This window comes from Arcobacter venerupis (assembly GCF_013201665.1).
Classification (GTDB): domain Bacteria; phylum Campylobacterota; class Campylobacteria; order Campylobacterales; family Arcobacteraceae; genus Aliarcobacter; species Aliarcobacter venerupis.
On record NZ_CP053840.1, the window covers coordinates 1,988,284 to 2,012,101 of the forward strand.

The window sequence follows — 23,818 nt, forward strand, 5'->3', positions numbered from 1 at the left end:
AAAATGCAAATAAATAAATTTTTAAAAATTGGATTGTTCGTTGTTGCAACATCATTACTTTTCACTGCTTGTGCAAATAAAGCAGTAGTTAAAAACAATGTTGAAAAAACAAAAGTTAAAACGATAAATGATGTTTTAAATGAATCTTTTGAATATGATGCAAAACAAAGATTGTATAAAAACAAATCTTTGAAAGCTGAAGATACAAAGAATTTGTACTCAAAACTTGATAAATTTTGTTCTGATAACAAAGGTAAATTAGTTAATACTACTTATTACATAAACAAAATTTATGTTAATTCATATTCTAATAATAAAGCTAGCGTTTGTGAAATTAATAATGAACCGTATTTTATTACCCATCAAGCAAGCCAAAATGCTAATAGTTTCTACTCAGTAAGTATAGATGAAAAAGTAAAAAGAGCTTATTCAAATTCTAAAAGACATCCACAATTTGAAGCAGAAACTCCAACTATCATAAATAGTCAAGAGTTAGTAAAAGAAAGACAAGAGATTCAAAAACGTGAAGCGGCAAGAGAACAAAAAACTAAACTTTTATTTAATAAAAAAGATCAAAGAACAATGACTTTTTTTGACTCTTGGAGATATTCTGGGAAAGAAGCTGTTTGTGCTAAAAGATGTACAGATGTAAACAAAAGAACAACTGGATATACAACAATAAAAGAAGCTACTTCTAATAATTGGCAACTTGTTTCAAAAGTTGAAGATATAGAAGAAGCTATTGATAATACGTGTACTTGTTCTGGTTATTCAGTTTTATTAAGAAAGTTATCTACTGAATCAAACAAATAAATAAAGGAACTTCCTTTATTTATTTGTGATTCAACTTCTATATCAACCCTATTTTTTACACAGATATTTTTAACAATACTAAGCCCTATTCCAAAACCACCTGTTATTTTATCACCCCTATAATATCGCTCGAAAATTTTTGATTTATCTTTTATTCCAATTCCTTCATCTTTAAACATAAGCTTTATTTTGCTTTCTTCTTTTTGCAAAGATATTTCAATGTTTGAGCTATCTTTTGAGTATTTTATTGCATTTGAGATATTATTATCAATAATTCTATAAAGCTCTAATTCATTAAAAATAATATGAACATCACTTTGAATATTTTTTGAAAACTTGATGTTTTTTGAAATTGCTAAGTCATTAAAAAATTCAATTCGTCTCTCTAAAAAAATTGAAAAATTAATATCTATTTTTTCATCTTTTACAATATTTTGTTGCATGTAATACTCTAAATCTTCATAAATAACTGTCATATTTTTTAAAGCTGATTTTATTCGCAAGATATATTTATCATTTTTAAGTCGCATTTGTAGCATATCAACATTAATTCGGGCAACTCCAATGGGAGTTTTTAGCTCATGCATTGCATCTTTTAGAAAATCATCCAAGTATTGATTTAATCTTTTGTATGGTTCAATACTTTGTTTGATAATAAAAAAAGAGGATAAAAATATAAAAGAACTAATCAATAAAATCAAAATAATTGCATTATAAATTACTTGTGAATTATCTATATCTTTACAAACTACTAAAAATTTTGCATCAAAAATATTTTGTTCTAAATAATTCTTATAACAAATCTCATTTTTATTTATCAAAAATTCATCAATAAAATCCAAATCGTTTTTCTTTAATAAAGAAAAAATTGCCTGATTATTTTTATCAAAAATTCCTGAAAAATAGATGTTGGAACGAGGATAATAAAAAGTAGAACTATTCTCTTTTTCAAAAGAGTTTACTTTTGAAATAACTGAAAAAGCATAATTTTTTAAATCCATTTTATCTTTTATATTTTGATTTTCAAAGGAAGCATCAAGATAAAAATATATTGGAATAAAGGCAATTAAGAGGGTTAATACAACTTGAATAACAATAAATTTAATCTCATATTTATTACTTATCAATTTTATATCCCACAAATCGTTTAGTTTTTATAAAATCTTTACAGGTTTTTTCTCTAATTCTTTTTATGCACATTCTAATATCAGAGTATGAAATATCTTTATTTTCCCAAATTCTTTCATGTAAAGTCTCAATTGAGACAAAAAAACCTCTATTTTGAACTAAATAAGAGACAAGTTCACTCTCTTTAAAACTTAAGTCTATTTGTTCTTTTTCTTTATATAAAATATTTTTTTTCACGTCAAATTCATAATCTGGAACTACTTGTATAATATCATCCAAAGTTTTAAAACAACTATTTTTAATTAATTGCTCTATTCTAAATTTTAGTTCAATCAAATCAAATGGTTTTCTAATATAATCATTACAACCTAAATCATATCCACGACTAAGATTTGTTATATCTGTAAGAGAAGTAAGAATTATAATTGGTGTATTTAAGCCCTCTTTTCTAATAGTTTCAACCAAAGTAAAACCATCCATTCCAGGTACTCTAATATCTAAAAGAAGTAAATCATAACTGTTTGTAAAAACTGCATCTAAAGCATCATCACCATTTTCAAAATCATCTACAATAAAATCAAGTTCTTGTAAAAACTCTTTTATGGATACCTTATATAAATAATCATCTTCAAGTAGTAGAATTTTCATTTTTTCACTTTATAATAATCTCTTTTTTCTCTTTTAAAAGATGGTTTTTAAAATTTGTATCTTTTGCATTTATTTCACCCATATATTCATATTTTGGTAAATAATTAAAGTTCTGTTCACTTTTATCAAAAGAAATCATCAAAACACCCACACTTTTCGAATCAATATCACCTAAAGGAATTTGAGTAATGATTTTATTCTTATTTTTATAATAAAACTGTTCATTTGACAAATACTCTTTATTTAAAGATAGATAATCATAAAACTTTTTGTCATAATCATTTTGAATCACTACAAAATCATCCAACATATTGTACTCTTGATAATATGTAGCAATTGGTAAATACTCTTTTTTCAAAAGTGCAATAACATCAATTCCCATATATTTTAGCCTATTTTTCAAGTCACTATAATCAACTATAACTTCAATACTTCCAATATATTCCTCTTTTTGATTAAAAATTGGCGAAATCGCTTTTATATTAAATCTTTTCCCAAGTTCATTTGATACAAAAGGTTCTTGGGTCTCTTTTACTTTTACAATTCCTTTTCTAAAACTCTCCAAACTCAATCCCGCATCTTTATCTTCCCAACTTCTTACAAAAACTTTTAAATCTTTTGTGTGAACTTGAATTTGAATATTATTTATATTTGTGTAGTTTTTAATATTTTCAAGGGAAGTTAAAAGCTCTTTTTTTAACTCTTTTGGTTTATTGTTTTCTAAAAAACTAATGACATTTTGATTCTTAGAAAATAATATAGCCAAAGATAAAGCATGATTTTTTTGATTTGTTAATTCATTTTGTACAATCTCAACTCTATTTGAAACCAAAATATCAACTTGATTTTGTTCTACTTTATTGTTGTATTTATATAAAAAATATAATAGTGTTATAAAAATGATAATAAAAGATAAGATAAATTTTTTGTATGTTTTATTCATGAGTAATTTTAACCAATTAAAAGAGAATACACATAAGGTATTCTCTTTTTTTACTTTATTTTATGAATTTTCCAAAAGGACCTACTTGGTTCTCTTTTGTTTCAATATTTGGTCTATAAACATCAGGAGCCTTAACATCTTCTAATGGGAAATCATTTATTCTATCAGCTTTATCAGGTCTAAAATTTGAATCCATATTGATAAATGCAGCTACATTATAAGCTTCTTCATCTGTTAAAACTGGAGTTTCTTTTGTTGCACCTAAAGGCATATTACTTTTTATAAAGTCCGCAGCTTTTAGAACTCTGTACATTCCAGCACCTTTATTATATGTATCTTTACCCCATAATGGTGGATACATATATCCATTTGCTCGACCATCATTTTTTATACCTTCACCGTTTGCACCATGACATGAAGCACATTGTTGTTCATAAACAACTTTACCTTTTACAGGATCAGCAGCTTGTGTTTTAATCATTTTTCTGTCAATTGGACTTAAACTTCTACCTTCAAGTTTATCAACTCCACCAACTGGATAACCTTGACTTAACCAATACATATAAGTCTGCATTGCTTTCATTTCTTTACTATCAAGTGGTAGTTTTTTACCGTTCATACTTCTTTCCATACAGCCATTAATTCTATCAGCAAGTGTACCTATACTATTACCCCTTGCTCCATACTGTGGAAATGCAGCAAAGATTCCAATATATGATGAAGAATAAGGTTTTGTTCCTGCATCTAAGTGACAACTTTGGCAATTTAGATTATTCCCAGCATATCTCATTTTTGGGTCTTCTACTTCTGGACCTATGTATTTTGAAGTATGAACAATAAGTTCTTTTCCATATTTTACTAACTCTCCAAATTCATTATTTGGAATATTTTTTTCATCTGGAATTTTATACTCTAATTTTGCATCGGATTTATATCCAGTATCTGAATGTTCTTTTAAAACTTTTGCATCAAATGCAAATGAAGAGCTAACACATAAAGCAGATAATGTAACTGCAGCGATAATCTTTTTCATAAATAATTTTCCCCCTACTATTTAATTAGGAAAACTATAACACTTGTATATAACTTGAAAGTAACAACCAATTAATCAAAAAACAATAAAATCCACCAACTAATCAATATTAAGTTATATTAAATGTTTAAAAAGTATAATCAATACGAATAATATAATTTTAAGAAAGTTGAATGTATATGAATAAACCAAATCTTTTTATAATTGGTGCACCTAAATGCGCAACAACATCAATGTATCATTATCTAAAAAATCATAATGATGTTTTTGTCCCTGAAATTAAAGAACAGCATTTTTTTTCTCTACCTATGGTTAAAGATACATATTACGATGTTTACTTCGCAAAGAATGAAAATGATTATTTAAGAAACTATGATGATGCGAAAAACAAAAAGATTATTGCAGATATATCACCTTCTTATCTATATTATAAAGAATCTGCCGATAAAATAATAAAATTTAATACTAAATCAAAAATCATCGTTATCCTTAGAGATCCAATTGAAAGAGCAATATCTCATTATTTAATGGATTTAAGAATCGGTTATGTAAATAAACCATTTTTTCATTATTTAAAAGATAAAAATACACTTTATTATAAAGAGTATGTTGGTAATAGTCTATATTATGAAAATGTTAAATATTACAAAGAATTATTTAAAGATAATTTATTAGTAATTTCTTTTAAAGAGTTAAAAAATAATCCAGAGTTAATTATGAATGATGTATTTGATTTTCTTGATATAGAAAGAATTAAAATTAATTTTTCTACTAAATATAATTTTTATTCAAGAGCAAAAAGCCCTATAATTTATTATTTAAGAAAATTACATCTTTTTAATTTTATATATAAATATATTCCCGAGAATTTAAAATGTAAAATAAAGACTTTGTTATTTAATACAGTAGAAGAAAAACCTAGTTTTAATGAAGAAAAAGATTTTCTACAAAAAATTTTTGAAGAAGATAGTAAAAAACTAGAAAAATTATTAAATAAAAAATTATGGTAAAAACTATTTTAATTTAACTAAAAGGGAAAATAAATAAATGTTGATTCTAGGACGGAAATACATTTTTACAGAAATAGAAAAAAAACAATTATCTAAAAAATTTAAGATTTTTAAACAAATAGATTATAAAAATATAACTCCGAATGAAACTAAAAATCAAATTGAATCTTTAATTAGTAACAAAGAGTATAAAGTAATAGTATTAAATACACAAGGGAAAGTATCTGATGACCTTGTTAGGTATTTAACAAACTTACAATTTGAGAAAAAAATAAAATTAATTGGAATAGAGAAATTTCTTGAAAATTATCTTTATAAATGCTATATACCTAAAGATAATGGAGATTTACATTTTTTAGATGATATAAAACCTTTTAATACTTTTCAATATATTCAAAAAAGAACTATTGATTTTATAGGAGTTAGTTTATTATTTTTATTTGGATGGCCTTTTATTTATATTATAAAAAGTAAAATGAAAAAAGAATCTCCAGGAAAACTTTACTTTAAACAAAATCGAATTGGAAAAGATAAAAAAGTTTTTCAATGTAGAAAGTTTCGTACTATGCATGAAAATAGCTATCATGATCCATATACAAAAGAAGGAGATGCTAGAATATATCCTTATGGTAGATTTTTGAGAAAAAGCAGAATTGATGAGCTCCCCCAAATACTTAATGTAATAAGAGGAGAAATTCACTTAATAGGACCAAGAGCTGAATGGGAGATATTAGTAAAGGAGTATGAACAGAAAATTCCTTATTATCATGAAAGACATCTTATTAAACCAGGAATAACTGGTTGGGGACAAGTAAATTACCCATATGGCAGTAATGTTGATGACACTATACAAAAGCTTATGTATGATTTATACTATATTAAACATTGGACTATACTACTTGAAATAAAAATTATATTTAAAACTATAATGATAGTAATAGGGAAAAGAGGATTGTAAATAACTTCATATTCATTTTAATATCATTTTCTTAAATATAAAATAGATGTAATTATAATAAATTTTTGTGCTCTTTTATTATTTTATTATTAATTTTAAATCTTTTTTTATCAAAAATCCATCCCCACTTATTAAAATAATTAATTGCCGATTTAATATGATAAATTAATAATTTTTTATTTTTATATGAATCTTTTGCATATTCATGATAAATTTGAACTTTGGGATAAAATATTGTCTTATATTTTTCATGAATTCTCCTATTTAAATCTACATCTTCTAAATACATAAAAAAACTTTCATCAAATAGTCCAATTTCTTTTAATACATCAGATCTTAAAAACATAAAACAACCACTTAAACTAGGGACATTCATAATTTTATCATATCCAGTAAATTTCAATTCATATTTATCGTTTTTTTTATTTTTTAAAGTTTTAAAGGGAATAAACCTTCTAAATATTAAATCCAAGGGAGAAGGGAGAAGTTTACATAAATATTGAATATCTTTATTTGGATATTTTACAAGAGGAATGATATTACCTACATCTTTATGCTTTTCCATATAAATATATAATTCATCTAAAATATTGTCATTAAAATACACATCAGGATTTAAAACTAAATGATATAAAATTCCATTCTCTATACTCTTTTTTATTGCAATATTATGAGCTTTAGCATAACCTAGGTTCATATTATTAAAAATATACTCTATTCTATGATTATCTATATTTACTAATTCTTTTAAAGTATCATTTTTTGAATTATCTATAAGGTATAGCTTTATATTCAAATTTTTACATAAAAATAAACTTCTAATTATTCTTTTAATCTGCTCTTTTTTATTATGATATAAAACTATTGAAACATTAATTACATTCATTTATTTTTGCCTTTTTCTAATAATTTATCAAATAATTCATTCCAACCTAAGAATACATCTGATTTTAATTTTTCAAATTTCACTTCATCATATTTTAACTTTTTAAGATATAAATCTATAATAATTTTTTCTAATTCTTCAGTATTATTTGGATCAAAAAATTTTACTTTCTTATAATTTCCTATTGTTTCTTTTGCATAAGGTAAATTAGAAACGATGATTGGTTTATCAAAAATTTTATACTCCGATATAGGAAGTCCCCAAGTTTCTAATTTAGAAGGAAATATTAAACAGTCAGAAATTTCATATAATTCAAAAATACGTTTTCTAGTTTGTAAACCAATAAATTTTATATTTTTATTCTTAAAGTATTTTTTATATACATATTTTGAATACTTATTTTCACTACCATTAATTGTTAAAATCAATTCAATATCTTTATATTTTATAAGTTTTTCCATAACTTCACAAATAAGTTCTATGTTTTTAAAAACTCTAGGAAAAGAAGGATAAAATAAAATTAATTTGCTTTTTTTTTCCAAATTAGTATCAATCTCATTAGTATTTCTAATTGGAATAGAGGGATAAGAAACTATGCAGTTCTTAATTTTATACATTTTTAAAAATTCGTCTTTTAACCAATTTTGTTGAACTACAACATAATCATTTTTTTGGATATTAATTTTATAAATGTACTTATATAATAAACAAAATAAAAATGTTTTTTTATCAAGAAGAAACTCTTTAAAACTTATTTTATAAAAAGGTGTTGGATTATGACAATAAACAGCCCTTATATCTGCTGTCACATTAGGTGTCATATCATGTAAGGAAAGCCACAGATAAGGTTCTTTTCTTTTTGATAAATATTTAAAATAAATATATTCATAATAAAAGCGAAAAAAGTATGATTTTATAGAATTAGGAAACTCTATAAAATCTAAGTTTTTGGTATTTAACATTACATCTTTACTATGAATAAGTACTAAAATCCGATAATTTTTATATAAATATTCATCTAAAAAACTCAAACAATCATTTAAAATTGAAAGAGTTCCTCCACTACGCAAATTTATAGCAGAAATAATAATTAATTTTTTTTCGGATGTGTTATTTTTCTTTAATATATTATATTTCTTTAAGTAAATACAAGAGACTAAAAATAGAAACATACCTGGAGTGAAATATCCCATCCCTCTTAAAAAAAATTCAAAAAAAGCTGAAATAAAAAAAGAAAGCATTAATATATCTTTATTATTTAATATTATTTTATTTGTTATTAATTTATAAAATTTATATAAAATATATAAATATATTAACAATAAAAAAACTCCTGCTATCCCTATTTCTGAAATCAGTTTAGAACCTGTTGTTCCACCATCATAAAGGTTAACTGTGCCATGCTTATCATTTACTAAAATACTTCTATAATAACCTTGTTCACCAATTAATCCTAATTGATTAAAACCTATTCCTAATCCATATGTATCTTTAAAATTTAATATTGCATTTTCCCATCCACTTAAAAAAACTATTGTAGACTTATTTTTTACACTAAAAAAATCCAATCTTTTACTGAAATAAGAAAAATCATAAAAACTCATTAATAAAATAACTATAGTGCCTAATATTGATATTTTTAATAAAAAATAATTTTTTCTTTGACACATAAAAAATAAAAAAAGTCCTACTAACAATGTTAAATTTTGTATAGCTAATGAGATAATCAATGGAGGGATAAGAATTAAAAAATTATTATCCTTTTTAATATAAATAAATAAAGTTATTGGCAAAAGAATTAATGCAAAATGAGATGGTTCTGCAAATAATATCATGACTTTTGAAGGTGTAAAATAATAATTTATACTACTTATAAATCCATCTAGTAATAATATAAAATATAATACTTTTACATAATTATATATTTTTGTATCATCCATATTATATATTGATACGGCAACATAAAAAGCTGATATTATATAAACAATTATTAGAATATAAGAACTAATAAATCTTAAAAAATCAAAATTTGAATGATTAATAAAACTAATTATAGATATAGTAAATATATAAACTAATAAACTTATTAAAAATGGTTCTAATCTCAAAGAATATTTTTGTTTTAATTTTTCATTTTTATTTATCATTAGAATTATAAATATAGACATTAAAAAAATAAAAAAAGTTGTAAAAAATTGAAAGGAACTCGTCTTAAAAATATTACTTAAATAAGATGTAAATAAAATAAATGAAAAAAATAAGAAATAAAAATAAGTCTCTTGTTTAATAGCCATAAAAGATATTCCTTAATTTATATTTCATTAATGCAATTATTAAATCATAGTACAACAATACAATATTTCTTGTATGATATTTTTTCTTGGCATTAAAGGTTTCTAAAAAAACTGTATTATCTATATTGCTTATCCCACCATTTCTCATAAAGCATGTTTTTTCATCAAGAAATTCTGTAATTAAATTTTTTCCAACTCTTAAAAGAAATTCATAATCAGCACAAATTTTAAATTCAGTATTATAAAAACCATATGTTTTATATAATTTTCTATTATGTAATGAACCTACATGTGCAACATTCATATAAACTTTAAATTTATTCCAATTCCACTTTTGACCTATAATTTTTATTTCATTTTTATTTTCATCACATAATATATTTTTAGAAGATATATACATTATATTATCTTTAGGAGAAGTTATAATTAAATTTATATAATTTGTTATAGCATCATTTAAATAAAAATCATCCGCACCAAGAAAACTTATCCATTCACCTTTTGCTATTTTAATTCCTTTATTCCATGCATCATAAATACCATTATCTGACTCACTAACCCAATAATCTATTCTATTTTCATATCTCTTTATAATGTCAATAGTTCCATCTGTTGAGCCACCATCTATAATAATATATTCTATATTATTATAAGTTTGATTTAATACACTTTTAATTGTTTCTTCAATAAATCTCTCACCATTATATACAACTGTAATTACAGAGACTTTTGGGTTTTTGTTCATTTTATTGCTCTTTTAATTTATAAATCCTATCTTTATTTAATAATTTTATTCACTCTTTTTTATAGAATAAACTTTAAGTATAAAGACTTTATACTTAAGAATTCAAATAATAAATCATAATTATTAATATATTAGAAGTAAACGAATTTCTAATTTTATTTTTTATATATATGATTATTCTTTACAATGCCTTTTGGAAATAACTTTCTAATTGATGTTCTCAAAATCGTATCACCTTGAAGAATTATATCTTTTATCTTTTGGTCAGGAAAACCTCTAAATGATGTTACATGAAAATAATCATCAGTGCTCATTGGTTTTTTTGAAAAATAATAGTTAGAAACACAACATCTATTCCCTTTTTTGACTTTACTTACACCATGCCAAGATTCTTTATTTGTGACCATAATTGCCAATCTATTAAATTTTGAATGAATTACAGTTTGATCATTTTTAAGTCCTTTATCCCATAATTCAAGATTTCCTCCATCTTCTATCTCTCTATTTGGTGTTATATAATACAGTAAATTCAAAACTCTATATAAACTTCTATCTTTATCATGAGAATTATCCAAATGAGGGTTTAAATAGTTTCCTTCTTCCATTCTACTTAATCCACCTGCATATAAAAACTCATCAGCAATGATGTCATCTTTGCCAATAATAGATGCAATACTATTTATAACCTTTTTTTCTTGAAAAGAATAAGTTATTTCTTCAAGAATTCTATCATGATTATTTAATTGTGCTTCTATTAGTTTATATTCCCTTAAATTTTTTTTCTCTCTCATCTCCTCTTTTTTTGGAAATTTAGAATAAATTTCCATTACATCTTCAACAGGTAGAAGATTATCAATTGTAAAGAATATAAAATTGGAACCTTTTTTAACTTGTAGTTCAATATTTTTTATAATTATTTCTCTATTTTCTTCAATTTTATTTACAATGATATTTGAATAATATAATCTATCTTTAATCATGTATTTTCCCCTTAAATCTTTTAATTTATCTAATTAATAAACTTTGATGATTATTGTGATTTCTTTGTTATTATATTTTTATTACACTGTGAGTATAATAAGTCAAAAAATATATAAATTATTTTAATTTACAGAAATAGGAAAGGAAAGTATATTTGACGAATGATGGTACTAAAATTATAAAAGAAAATAATTTTGATATATTAAGATTAATATTAGCATTATTAGTTGTATTCGCACATTGGAATGCACTAACAGAAAATAAATCAACAAATTTTATTTTTTATATTTCTGGTTATTCAGTAGCGATGTTCTTTATCGTGAGTGGCTTTTTAATATTTTGGAGTTTTGACAAAGATAACTCAAAAAAAAATTTTTTTGTAAAAAGATTTTTTAGAATTTACCCATTATATTTGATAATCATAATATTACAAACATTATTTTTTATTTTTTATTCAAAAGAAACTAATATATTTTTGTATATAAAATACTTTTTTGTAAATATCTTTTATCTTAATTTTTTGTCACCTTCGGTAGGTCAAACATTAAGTGAATTACATGTAAATGCTATAAATGGTAGTTTATGGACATTAAAAATTGAAATAATGTTTTATCTTGCAGTTCCATTAATATATTTTCTTTATAAAAAAATTGGAATAATGTTTATTATATTTCTTTATTTTATTTCATTCTTTTGGAAATATTTTATGAATTATCTACATCTTGAAAGTTTATCACACCAATTTCCTGGTCAACTTAAATTTTTCGTTGTTGGAATAATTTTTTATTTACTATATGAAAGAATAAATCATAAACATTTCCATTTAATAAGTTTTATAAGTTTAATAAGTCTTATAAGTTTAATTTATATTAAAAATTATTCTAATATTCATATTATTAATTTTTTTGGGCCTATTCTTTTGGGAATAATATGCTTTTATTTCGTTTTTTTCATTAAATATATTAAAATTGAATTTGATTTTTCATACAGTATTTATGTTATACATTTTCCTATTATACAAATAGTATTATATTTCAATCTTAATCCAGATAATCCACTATTATCATTTTGTCTTATTATTTGTTTAGTCTTTATTTTTGGATTCTTTTTAGAAAAATATGTAGAAAAAAGATTTATTAATTTTGGGAAAAGATTTTTATATAAATAATATGATTAGTTAAGTTTTCTATTCCCAACATTCTCTAATGTATTGATATCTTTTAAATACTTTTAATAATTTATTATAAAAGTCTTCTTCTTTCCAATTATCTAAAATATTTTTACCATTTAAAATTTTATAATCAACTATATCTTTATTATTTTTTATAAATAATATATTTTCAGATAAACTATTTGGATTATTTAAATCCATAAAAAATACTGATTCTTCAAACTGTTCTCTAAAAAATGGCATATCTGAATAACAAACTGGTGTTTCATATGCAAATGCCTCCAAAGGAGGAATATTTGTTGGTCCTAGATATGTAGGCATTACTAAAGATAGAGATTGCTTATATAAATAAGGTATTTCTTCATTTTTTACAAATCCTACATAATGAATTAAATTCTCTATCCCCATACTCTTTGCAGATTTTAAAATATAATTAAGATTTCCTTTATTTGAACCAGAAAAAACAACACTGACATCGATATTATGTTCATATCTCAATATTTTAATTGCTTTTAGTATATACATATGATTTTTATGTGCCCAAAACTGTGCAGGATAAAAGATATAATCATTTTTAATATTATATTTTTCTTTTATATTTATATAATTTTTATTATCAACAATTAATACATTAGGAAGAAAGGGTAAAATTTCAATTCTATTTTCTTCCAAATTATACTTTGATATACAATAGTTTTTTAAATATGTAGAATCCACTATTACATTTATAGCCTTTTTTAAACTTTTGGAGTAGTTCTCTTCTCTACCTTCAAATATTTTATTATTACTTAATTCGGGAAATTCTATCAGATTTAGATGACCTAAATCCCATAAAGTTATAATGTATGGAAGTTCACTTAAAGAGTGTGTAATTTGACTTGGAGATAAAAAATATATCAAATCAATTCCATCTTTTAGAATCTTTGATTCTATTTTTGATTTTCTTAATCCTAATTTCTTGAAAAAATTGTAAAAATAAAGATTTTTCAGAGCTATTCTATGAATTTTTTGGAATAAATTTTCACTGATTTTTTTTATCTCTAAATCTAAATCTTGGTAATCATTAGAAATATCTTTATTAATACTATAAAAAGATAATTTGATTGTCTTATCATTATGATATTTTTTTAAAAGATTTAAAACCATATAAGAGTATTGAAATCCACCACCTGAATATATATCATGATTTATAACTATGGCTATATTTAAAATTTTATTATCCACAGAACATTCCAAATAATTTCCAAATTGATTCATATATTTACTTTTACTGCCATTTCAAGAGATACAGTACCATTTGTAACAGATAATGCTATTCCAAACTTATCATTCTCACTTTTTATTATAAATAATTCTTGGATGTAATGAAGATTTCTATTAACAGTATTATAACTAGGTCTAATTATTACAGACGATAATTTATCGTTAATCATATTAATTTTTCATAGTATTTATTGTATATTTTGCTATTTTTAACATTATCATAAATATAACTCTTTATATCTTCATTCATATTTTCTTCAAAAAAGTTTTTACTCTTATCCACAAATTCAAATTCTGTACTAGCTGAACTATTTATATTATAAAATTTTTCAGTTTTTTTCATATTCTCTATATTACTTAAAGAGATAGCTTTGTTAATATTTTTATCATCAACTAATAATCCTAGATTAGTATACAAATTATTTATTGTTAAAAAAGGATCATCAATTAAATCCTCATATTTTAGAAAATGAATTCTTTGTGCAGAAACTTTTCTATCCAACCAACTATTAGTATGATGAACCCAAGATTTAATACCAAAAACAGGATCTTCTACAAATTCTTTAAATGTTTTATCATACCATCCTAATTGTTTACAAAAAATATAATAACTATTCATAACCTTATATGGATCTCTTATTAAATATATTACAAAATTATAATTTTTATTATAAGTATCATGACTTTTTATAAATCTATATTTAGGAAAATTCCATAAAGGTTTATCAATCAAATCTCTAGATTTATGAATATCAGGAATATATTGATGTAAATTGTAAAAAGTAGCCTGTACTTTTTCATTTGATTCAAGTAAATTTATATTAGCTATTAATGTAGCTAACCATGTCACACCTGATTTTGGAAACTCAACTAAATAGATATCATTATGTTTTGGATTATTAGGATAAAGTCTATAAGATTTTTCATCTCTTACTTTTCGAAGTCTTTTTTTTATTAATTCAAAATATCCTAGAACTATTGACTTTAAAATATTGTTCATATATTATCCTTATTCATAAAAAGTTATTTTATTTTTATTATCTTAAAAAATTACAAACAATACCATTGTTGATAAAAATTTTATTGTAAAATGGATAAGCATTCTATCAAACTAAATCTTATCTATAGATTTATAAAGAAAATCATTTATTTTTTTTAGCCAAATAATAGTCACTTGGTTCTCCTATATCTAACCAAGATGTTTCTAAATTGTATATTCCTATATTCAAATTTAATTCATTTAATTTTTCAAATAATGTAGGCATATCAAAAAATGTATCTTTAGGAATATATTTTAAAATAGAAGGATTTAAAACATATATTCCTGCATTTATATTAAATTTCTGAATTGGTTTTTCTTTTATTGATATTATTTTATTATCTGCATCGGAAAGTATCACACCATATGGTATTTTTATTTCATATTTTGATGTACACATAGTTGCCTCAAATTTGTTTTTTATATGATAATTTAAAATTTGCTCAAAATTTTCATCTGTTAAGATATCTCCATTCATAACAAAAAAAGGCTCATTTAAATTCTCATTAATTAAACTCAAGCAACCAGCTGTACCCAAGCGTTTAGATTCATTTATATATTTAATATTAACATTAAAGTCATCCCCATTTCTAAAATGTTTTTTTATTACATCCGCTTTATAATTTACAGATATATAAAAATCATTAAAGTGATATTTTTTAAAACCATCAATAATTATTTCTAAAATTGGTTTATTACCAATATGTAACATAGGTTTAGGTATATTTTTAGTTATTTCTCCTAGTCTATTACCTAATCCTCCTGCCATTAAAACGACACTATTAACTTTTTTAAGTAAATCTTTTTTTATTACGATTTTTTCTAATTTTTTGTTTCTATTAATAATTGGTAAAAATTGATAATCTTCTGGAAGTAAATCAATTTTTTTAATTTTTTCTTCTAAGGATTCATCAATATAAGCATAAATTATATCTTTATTTATAATTTTATCAACTAAATTATTTATATCGATATTTTTTTCAATAGATCTTCTTACATCACCATTTGTTAGAGCACCAACTAAAGAATTTTCATTATTGATAAAGAATATAATTTTATAAAACTCTAATAAATCTAAAACTTTTTTAATAGAAATATTATCATTGGTAATATTATATGTCATATTATAGTTAGCCCTCCATCTACAATTAAATTATGTCCTGTTACATAAGATGAAGCAGAAGAGAGTAAAAATAGCAAAGGTCCAATTAACTCTTCTTTATCCATCATTCTACCCATTGGCACTTTTGGTAAATACTTTTCCATAAAATCACTTGGTTGATTGTTAAAAACTCCAGCTGGAGAAATTGAGTTTACTCGAATATTATACTTTGTAAGATTAACAGCTAAATATTTTGTTAAATGTATCAATCCAGCTTTACTTGCAGCATATGCATCAGGGCTATTTAATCCACTATTGCCATATATATTTGGATCTGCTGATACAATACCATACATTGAACCTATATTAACTATATTACCCTCTTTATTTTCAATCATATATTTAGAAACAGCCTTAATACAAATATATGCTGCAGTTAAATTTATATCAATACTTTTTCTAAAATCTTCTATTTTCATATTTTCAAAACTATTTGTTATTTGTAAAGCAGCATTATTAACTAAAAAATCAATTTTATTTTCTTTACTAATTATATCTATCTCATTAAAAACTTCTGTTTCATTTGATATATCAATTTTTCTATAAATTATATTTTCACTTTGAAAATCACATGAATCTGCTATATCAAAAAGATAAACTTTATTTCCTTTTTCTGATAATGCTTGTGCGAATGTTTTTCCTAAACGTCCTACACCACCAGTTATAATTCCAACTTTATTTGTGTAATCAAACATCAATTTTTTCCTTTTTTATATAATCAATTAAACCTTTTTTTAAAGAGAATAGAGGGCTCCAATTTAATATTTTTTTAATTTTTTCTATATTTGCAACACAATTCATTATTTCATTTTCTCTTCTATTATTATTTGAAATAATTTTAAATTCTTTTCCCAAAATATCAGATATACAATTAATTACTTCTAATACATTATAACTTTCTCCACTACCCACATTAAAAATACCCTTTATTTGTTGATTAATAATATTATCCATTAAACTTAATAAATCTTCAATATATAAATAATCTCGTTTAGGTTCTAAATCATTAACTGTTATTGTCCCATCTTTTATTTGTTCAAAAATAAAAGGAATTAGAAACTTATTATTTTGATTTTTACCATAAATATTAAAAATCCTCAAAGAAATAACATCCACAGAATTATCTAGATAATTAAAAATAAGCTCTTCGGATAAATATTTACTCTTATTATAAGGTGAATGCAATGATATAGGATGGTCTTCATCTATTGGTAAATAGCTTGGTTTTCCATAAGGATAACTATTTAAAAAGATCAATTTCTTTACTTTTTTAATTCTACAGAATTCACAAATATTTAAAGTAGAATTAATATTAAATCTATAAAAAGAGTATGGATTTTCAAAAGATTCTGGGACATAAGTTTTAGCAGCAAAGTGAAGAACTACATCAATATCAGATATATCTAAAAATGTATCAATGTCTAAAATATCATAGTTTGAGTCCCTACTTATTGATATAATTTCATATTTATTTTTGTACTTGTCAATAAAATTTTTACCTATAAAACCAGAAGAACCTGTTATTAATATTTTTTTCATTTATTGATTAGATCCATAAGAACTTTACAAATTCTTTTTTTCCCATTATTATCTATAGTATCTTTGATTTTTATTTCTTTTAAATTATAAAAACTGTCAATTTTTTGCTTTAATAAATCAAAATTTAAATCTTTAAATAAGCCCAAGAACTCAACATAACCTAATAATTCAGCATTTTTAGCAAATGACATTTGATGTTCATTATGTGCTATTATTATTGATGGTACTGACATATATATCAATTCATACATCATATTTCCAGCTGCACTTATTGCTAAATTTGCTTTTGACATATACTCAAATAGATTTTCTGGTTTAATAATATATTCAATATTATTAAAAGCTTTGAGACAAAGTAAATCATTAAAATCTCCAATATGTATCTTAAATTTTAAATGAGACATTTTTGAAGCAATCAACGAAACAAATTTCTGAGTTAGTCCAGATGGGTCAGAACCTCCAAAACTTACAAAAATATAATCTTCTTTTTTAATTGACTTGTATTTTTCTATATTATCCGAAAAGATAATATATTCATATCCAAATAATTTATCAGTAATAGTTTTATCTAACACATTGTAATTTATTATTAAATCAGCATAATCTGAATAATCATTATACTCATGAAAACATATAATTGGCATCTTAGTTAATAATTTTATAGACTTAATATAATCTTTTTCATAATGTAATAAATCAAAAATTAATAAATTGAATTCTAGTTTCAATAAAGTATTTCTAAAATGTGTTTCATCCTCTATAAATATAACGTTTATATTTTGAAATAGTTTATTCTTCTTATCATCTGTAGAAATTAAAAAAATAAAGTTAAACTCTTTTAAAAAAAGTGATAAATTAAACATTCGTCGAAAATGTCCTGTACCTATTTGTTTTGAAACTTTCAATTTAACTAAGATATTCATTAAATCATTTCTTTTAAAATTGTAGTATCCTCATTTATATCAACTTTTGCTGTACTCCCAATAACAAAATCTAAATACTCTGGATAAATACCAATACCAGGTCTTTTTGCTGTTAACATATTTTCTGAAATAACCGTTCCTTTTTTTATATTACAATTAGATACTAAAGATTTTCTTGCATTAAGAAATGATGCTTCTTCTGCTGGATAATATCCATTATGAAAATAACCCTTTGCTTTTTCAATTGTTCTTATCATATTAACCATATCTTCTAATTGAGATGGATTTGCTGAGAGTTTATGATCTGGACTATCTGGTAATTTATTATCAATAGTAAAATGTTTTTCTACACTAAAAGCTCCCATTGCAACTGACATTGCAGGTATTGTAATTCCTATAGTATGATCAGAATATCCTACTGGAATATTAGGAAAAATTTCTTGTATTTTTTGCATTTTCACTAAATTTGCATTTTCATCATCACAAGGGTATTGCAAAATACAATGTTGTAACATAATTTTGTTATTTCCCTCTTTTTGGATTATGTCAACAGCTTTTTCGATCTCTCCAATTGAAGCACATCCTGTTGATAATATAATTGGCTTTCCTTTTGATGCAACATATTTTATAAGTTGAATATAAGTAATATCTGATGATGATATTTTATAAAGATCAACCCCTATTTCTTCTAATAAATCAACATCTGGCAAATTAAATGGTGTGGAAGTAAATATTACATTTAACTCTTGACATCTCTTTTTAAATGCTTTATAACCCTCAATTCCCATACCATCTAATTTAGAAAAAGTATCATATTGAGTTCCACCATTATCATCATTAAGCTTATCATCCCAATATCTTGGAGCACTTTTTGTTACAATTTGCTTAGCTTTATAAGTTTGAAATTTTACAACATCTGCACCTGCTTTTGCAGCAGCTTCAATAAGCTCAATTCCTCTATCCACACTTCCATTATGATTAACACCAACTTCTGCAATTATTAAAGCAGGAAAACCAATGCCTATAGTTTTGTTGTTTATTGATATATTCTGCACTCTATCTTTCCTCAAAATACTTTATTGTTTTAGTTAAAATTTCTGCTTCATTAATAGTATCTTTTTCATCTATAAAGTTTGTTTTTAATTGTATCAATCGAGGTTGTAAATACTCTGCATTTGGACAAATACCTTTGTTATATTCTCTTTGAATAAATTCTTTCCTTCTACCAAAAAGTTTCTCTTGAAATAGTGGTTCTAAATATGTTAATTGCCAAGCTCCATAATATTTACTACCACCAAAATCTAAGTATTTTTTTCTGAACTCTTCCCAAGAAACTTTTTCAATATCTAATTTCATAGTGAATGCCCAATATGATGACTCATCTCCCTCCATAACTTTTTGAGGTCTTAACCAAGTACAATTATTAATTGCTTCAAGATATATTTTTGCATTTCTTTTTCGTATGTTTACTAACTCCACTATTCTTTCCGTTTGAGCAAGAGCCACTGCACAGTTTAATTCACTTAATCTATAATTCCATCCTAAAAAATCATGTCTTAAAAAAGAGGGATGCTGAATCTCCTCTTTTGTAATTTTAGCTTTTTTTGAACCAATAGTTGAATACCCAAGTCCTGAAACTTTTCTTATTCCAATAGCAAGTTTTTCATCATCTGTCGTTATTATTCCACCTTCGCCAGCTGCTAAATGCTTAGAACTTTGAAAACTAAAACTTGAACAATCTCCAAAAGTTCCTATTAATTTATTTTTATGAAATGATAAAAAAGATTGAGCGTTATCTTCAATTACATATAAATTATATTTCTTTGCAATCTCAACTATTTTTGTCATATCAGGAGAATTTCCATATAAAGAGACAACAATTATTGCTTTTGTTTTTGATGTTATATTTTTTTCAATACTATCTGGATCAATTAAAAATGTATCTAAATCTACATCTGCAAATACAGGAGTAGCATTTGCATGAAGAACAGCAAGGCTTGTACTCGACATTGTTAAAGGAGGAACAATTACTTCATCTCCATTACCTATATTCATTGCTTCTAATGCAGAATGCATTGTAGCAGTTCCATTAACATGACTTATTGCAAAATTTGAATTAAATACCTCAGCAAATTTAGATTCAAATCTTGTCATAAAATCTGCACCTTTTGATGTTCTAAACTGAGTATCTAAAACTTCTAATACATATTTTCTTTCTAATTCACCTATTCTTTCCATTTTTCCCTCTTCTTTTAAAGATTTTTTGTAGCCTTCATTTCTTTCAATCATTGAAGTATTTTTAATATTTTTATTTTTTATAAGGCTTAAAATATCATCCATTAAAAAAATCTTTTTTAATGGATACAATTCTTCATATACTTTTTTTGCAAAAACAAAATCTTCTTCATAATCTATCGTCCATCTCATTTCTGAAATATTAGTTTTATATTTAAAATTTAAAACATTAAATTTATCAGTATTTTTCCAAATATATGGAGTTACATGTTCTTTCTCAGATAAAAGTTGTGCTTGTGTATAAGCTTTACGTAAAGCATTCATAGTAAAAACTTCTATATCAATACCTTCAGGATAAGTTGGCTCTATCGTATTACTTACATAATCAAGAGTATTATTATCTAGTAATAACTCTAAAGCTTTTTTTATTACCTCAGGATCCTTAAATGGATCATCGGATGTTATTCTAACAATTACATCAGCTTCATATTTATTCGCACTAAGATAAAACCTTTCTAGTACATTATCCTTACTTCCTCTAAAAACTTTTACTTTTGAATTTCTAAAAAGCTTTTCAATTTTATCATCTTCTTCATTTATTGTTGTTGCAACAATTATCTCATCAATCAAATCAACATTTTGAACTCTTTCTATAATATGCTCCAACAAACTTAATGAGTAAAGTTTCTTCATAACTTTACCTTCTAGTCTTGTAGAACCACACCTTGCTTGAATAATAGCAACTATTTTTAAGTTACATTTTTTCATCAAGAAATTTTCCCTTTTCTATATGTTCAAAATCTGGAATTAATTTAAGAAATTCATTAAGAATATCTTTTTTATCCCATGTTCTAGAGTTCTTTAACTTATTTATTGATTCTGTAAAATTATTTAATTTTTCATCATCATAAATTGCCTCATTTTTTATTATTCCCATACTTTCAAATCTATCCACATCTAAAATCTCTTTATTTGTAAAAAATTCTTCAAAGTATTTTTCCCCAGTAGTATCACTTTGCGTAAATAAACAAGGCCATTTTTTCTCAGATGGTAAAATTTTAGATAAATTTCTAGCTTCTTCTTCATCCTTACATAAATAAGGTTCATAACCCAATTTATTTAAATATTTTACTGCAATATCTGAAAATTTCATAAGATGTAAATTTTTATCAAATTTTGGGAAAAAAATATCTCTATTATTCCCAAAGATGCAACTCATAAGACATAATTCTGCACTTTCTTGAGGTGTAACAAAATACCTTTCTATATCATTTGGTGCTACTATTGGCTGTTGTTTTAAAATCCTCTTATTAAATCCATCTAACAATGATCCATCACTAAAAGCAACGTTTGCAAATCTTGCCATCGATATAGAAATTTCTTTTGATTTTCTCATTACAAACATTTCCATTATACGTTTACTTGCACCCATCATATTAACTGGATTTGCTGCTTTATCTGTACTTATACAAAAATATTTTTTACATTTCTTTTCAATAGCTTGACAAAGTGTTTTATCTGTATTAAAAATATTTGTATCAACCATTCTCATTAAAGTAAAAGGGTCTCTTTCACTTCTTACGTGTTTAAGAGCAGAAAGATTTAGTATATAATCATATGAATTATTTTGTTCCATAAATATATCAAACTCTAAAGAACCAACATCTATAATATAAGTTGCAAATTTTCCATCTATATATCCAAAACTACTTCTTATATCTCTAACTAACTCAACCATATTATTTTCACTTATATCTATAACATCGAGTTTTTTTGGACTTCTCTTAAAAATCTCTTTTGTAACAGCTTGTCCGATTGAACCTGCTCCTCCTAAAATAAGGAAAGATGAAGAAGATATTATTAATTTTAATTCATCTTCATTATCTTTTATATCATTAGTAAAAAGTTCTTTCGTTCGCCCTATTAAATTCAACATATCATTCAAAATTAATTTCTCCTATAAAAAGTAAACCAAATATCATATAATTTTCATTATTTACTTAAATACCATTGATAAACTTGTTGTATTCCTTTATTCAATTCCATACGATACTTCCATCCTAGATTATCTAATTTTTGAGTATCAATTAATTTTAACATTGTTCCATCTGGTTTATCTGTATTAAAAAAAAGTTTGCCTTTATATCCAATAATTTCTTTGACTAATTCTGAAAGTTCTTTTATGGATAAATCTTTTCCTGTACCTATATTAATGTGTGTATTTTTTATCTCTTTATCATCTTTATTATAAGTATCTTTAAAATCTTTTTTTTCTAATAAAAATATACAAGCATCAGCCATATCTTCACTATATAAAAACTCGCGTCGTGGATTTCCTGTACCCCATATTTCTACTTGTTCTGCACTTACACCAAATTTCATAAGATATTCTTCTGCTTCAGTAAAGTTATTTACCCCTAAATCTCTTATTACATCATCATATTTCTTTTCATTTAGAAGTTTTGCCAAATGTATTTTTCGTATTAAAGCAGGAAGAACATGAGAGGTTTCTAAATCAAAGTTATCATTTGGGCCATAAAGATTAGTAGGCATTACTGAAATATAATTTGTACCATATTGAAGATTATAACTTTCACACATTTTAATTCCAGCTATTTTTGCTATAGCATATGGCTCATTTGTATATTCTAAAGAACTTTCTAATAAACAATCTTCACTAATTGGTTGTGGAGAATTTTTGGGATATATGCAACTGCTTCCTAAAAACAATAATTTCCTAACATTATTTAAATAACTTTGATATATTACATTATTTTGTATTTGAAGATTTTCATATATAAAATCTGCTCTATACACACTATTCGCAATTATTCCACCTACTTTAGCCGCAGCTAATATTACATATTCTGGTTTTTCTAATTCAAAAAACTCTTTTACAGCAAGTTGATTTATTAAATCTAATTCATCATGAGTTTTATATATAATATTAGTGTAACCTTTATCTTGCATATTTTTAAGTATCGCACTACCTACTAAACCTCTATGTCCAGCAATATATATTTTACTATTTTTTTTCACTCAAAACT

The 23,818-nt window shown here is 23.8% G+C and carries 23 protein-coding genes; 4 read left to right on the plus strand and 19 right to left on the minus strand.

Annotation, left to right across the window (positions count from 1 at the left end):
• The first annotated feature begins 3 nt into the window (after positions 1-3).
• Positions 4-813: a hypothetical protein gene (locus AVENP_RS09940; RefSeq protein ID WP_128357922.1), complete on the plus strand. Its 810-nt coding sequence runs from the start codon at positions 4-6 to the stop codon at positions 811-813.
• Here AVENP_RS09940 and AVENP_RS09945 read toward each other — a convergent pair.
• The 4 genes from AVENP_RS09945 to AVENP_RS09960 are packed head-to-tail and all read right to left on the minus strand — an operon-like array spanning position 768 to position 4,565.
• Positions 768-1,940, minus strand: a complete 1,173-nt coding sequence (locus tag AVENP_RS09945) for a sensor histidine kinase (protein WP_128357921.1) — start codon at positions 1,938-1,940, stop codon at positions 768-770. The genes AVENP_RS09940 and AVENP_RS09945 overlap by 46 nt on opposite strands.
• Positions 1,930-2,589 (minus strand): response regulator transcription factor, encoded by a 660-nt coding sequence (locus tag AVENP_RS09950; RefSeq protein ID WP_128357920.1) that lies wholly within the window; start codon positions 2,587-2,589, stop codon positions 1,930-1,932. The genes AVENP_RS09945 and AVENP_RS09950 overlap by 11 nt, the downstream gene beginning before the upstream one ends.
• 4 nt (positions 2,590-2,593) lie before the next feature.
• Entirely contained in the window at positions 2,594-3,532 is a 939-nt protein-coding gene (locus tag AVENP_RS09955) for a cache domain-containing protein (protein WP_128357919.1), read from the minus strand.
• A gap of 55 nt (positions 3,533-3,587) precedes the next feature.
• Positions 3,588-4,565, minus strand: coding sequence for a c-type cytochrome (locus AVENP_RS09960; protein ID WP_128357918.1), 978 nt, complete (start codon positions 4,563-4,565; stop codon positions 3,588-3,590).
• 179 nt (positions 4,566-4,744) lie between these two features.
• Here AVENP_RS09960 and AVENP_RS09965 point away from each other — a divergent pair, with 179 nt between their 5' ends.
• A complete protein-coding gene (locus AVENP_RS09965; RefSeq protein ID WP_172664286.1) occupies positions 4,745-5,575 on the plus strand; it encodes a sulfotransferase family protein in 831 nt (276 codons plus the stop codon).
• Between the two features lie 37 nt (positions 5,576-5,612).
• Entirely contained in the window at positions 5,613-6,533 is a 921-nt protein-coding gene (locus AVENP_RS09970) for a sugar transferase (RefSeq protein WP_128357916.1), read from the plus strand.
• Between the two features lie 52 nt (positions 6,534-6,585).
• Here the strand turns inward: AVENP_RS09970 and AVENP_RS09975 are convergent, their stop codons facing one another.
• From AVENP_RS09975 to AVENP_RS09990, 4 genes are all read right to left on the minus strand, one after another.
• Entirely contained in the window at positions 6,586-7,419 is an 834-nt protein-coding gene (locus AVENP_RS09975; RefSeq protein WP_128357915.1) for a glycosyltransferase family 2 protein, read from the minus strand.
• Positions 7,416-9,713 carry a glycosyltransferase gene (locus tag AVENP_RS09980; RefSeq protein WP_128357914.1) on the minus strand — a complete coding sequence of 766 codons (2,298 nt, stop codon included), beginning with the start codon at positions 9,711-9,713 and terminating at the stop codon, positions 7,416-7,418. Before AVENP_RS09980 ends, AVENP_RS09975 begins: the two co-directional genes overlap by 4 nt.
• Complete coding sequence (locus AVENP_RS09985; protein ID WP_128357913.1) at positions 9,703-10,458, minus strand: glycosyltransferase family 2 protein; 756 nt, start codon at positions 10,456-10,458, stop codon at positions 9,703-9,705. Before AVENP_RS09985 ends, AVENP_RS09980 begins: the two co-directional genes overlap by 11 nt.
• A gap of 155 nt (positions 10,459-10,613) precedes the next feature.
• Entirely contained in the window at positions 10,614-11,438 is an 825-nt protein-coding gene (locus AVENP_RS09990; protein ID WP_128357912.1) for a 2OG-Fe(II) oxygenase, read from the minus strand.
• Positions 11,439-11,593: 155 nt separating this feature from the next.
• Here AVENP_RS09990 and AVENP_RS16105 point away from each other — a divergent pair, with 155 nt between their 5' ends.
• Entirely contained in the window at positions 11,594-12,607 is a 1,014-nt protein-coding gene (locus AVENP_RS16105; RefSeq protein WP_128357911.1) for an acyltransferase family protein, read from the plus strand.
• 18 nt (positions 12,608-12,625) lie between these two features.
• Here AVENP_RS16105 and AVENP_RS10000 read toward each other — a convergent pair whose 3' ends face one another.
• From AVENP_RS10000 to AVENP_RS10050, 11 genes are all read right to left on the minus strand, one after another.
• Positions 12,626-13,867 (minus strand): glycosyltransferase, encoded by a 1,242-nt coding sequence (locus AVENP_RS10000; protein ID WP_128357910.1) that lies wholly within the window; start codon positions 13,865-13,867, stop codon positions 12,626-12,628.
• A complete protein-coding gene (locus AVENP_RS10005) occupies positions 13,864-14,043 on the minus strand; it encodes a hypothetical protein (RefSeq protein ID WP_128357909.1) in 180 nt (59 codons plus the stop codon). Before AVENP_RS10005 ends, AVENP_RS10000 begins: the two co-directional genes overlap by 4 nt.
• Complete coding sequence (locus AVENP_RS10010) at positions 14,040-14,873, minus strand: sulfotransferase domain-containing protein (protein WP_128357908.1); 834 nt, start codon at positions 14,871-14,873, stop codon at positions 14,040-14,042. Before AVENP_RS10010 ends, AVENP_RS10005 begins: the two co-directional genes overlap by 4 nt.
• A gap of 142 nt (positions 14,874-15,015) precedes the next feature.
• On the minus strand, positions 15,016-16,035 hold the full coding sequence (locus AVENP_RS10015; RefSeq protein ID WP_128357907.1) for a nucleotidyltransferase family protein: 1,020 nt from the start codon (positions 16,033-16,035) through the stop codon (positions 15,016-15,018).
• Complete coding sequence (locus AVENP_RS10020; protein WP_128357906.1) at positions 16,032-16,769, minus strand: SDR family oxidoreductase; 738 nt, start codon at positions 16,767-16,769, stop codon at positions 16,032-16,034. The genes AVENP_RS10015 and AVENP_RS10020 overlap by 4 nt, the downstream gene beginning before the upstream one ends.
• The gene (locus tag AVENP_RS10025; protein WP_128357905.1) at positions 16,762-17,613 is read right to left on the minus strand and encodes an NAD-dependent epimerase/dehydratase family protein; all 852 of its coding nucleotides are present in this window, start codon (positions 17,611-17,613) and stop codon (positions 16,762-16,764) included. Before AVENP_RS10025 ends, AVENP_RS10020 begins: the two co-directional genes overlap by 8 nt.
• Entirely contained in the window at positions 17,610-18,536 is a 927-nt protein-coding gene (locus tag AVENP_RS10030) for a glycosyltransferase (protein WP_128357904.1), read from the minus strand. The genes AVENP_RS10025 and AVENP_RS10030 overlap by 4 nt, the downstream gene beginning before the upstream one ends.
• On the minus strand, positions 18,536-19,591 hold the full coding sequence (locus AVENP_RS10035; RefSeq protein WP_128357903.1) for an N-acetylneuraminate synthase family protein: 1,056 nt from the start codon (positions 19,589-19,591) through the stop codon (positions 18,536-18,538). The genes AVENP_RS10030 and AVENP_RS10035 overlap by 1 nt, the downstream gene beginning before the upstream one ends.
• A 1-nt stretch (position 19,592) precedes the next feature.
• Positions 19,593-21,539: an aminotransferase class V-fold PLP-dependent enzyme gene (locus tag AVENP_RS15875; protein ID WP_128357902.1), complete on the minus strand. Its 1,947-nt coding sequence runs from the start codon at positions 21,537-21,539 to the stop codon at positions 19,593-19,595.
• Positions 21,526-22,716: a UDP-N-acetylglucosamine 4,6-dehydratase gene (locus tag AVENP_RS10045; protein WP_128357901.1), complete on the minus strand. Its 1,191-nt coding sequence runs from the start codon at positions 22,714-22,716 to the stop codon at positions 21,526-21,528. Before AVENP_RS10045 ends, AVENP_RS15875 begins: the two co-directional genes overlap by 14 nt.
• A 47-nt stretch (positions 22,717-22,763) precedes the next feature.
• On the minus strand, positions 22,764-23,810 hold the full coding sequence (locus AVENP_RS10050; protein ID WP_128357900.1) for a GDP-L-fucose synthase family protein: 1,047 nt from the start codon (positions 23,808-23,810) through the stop codon (positions 22,764-22,766).
• Positions 23,811-23,818: the final 8 nt, after the last annotated feature.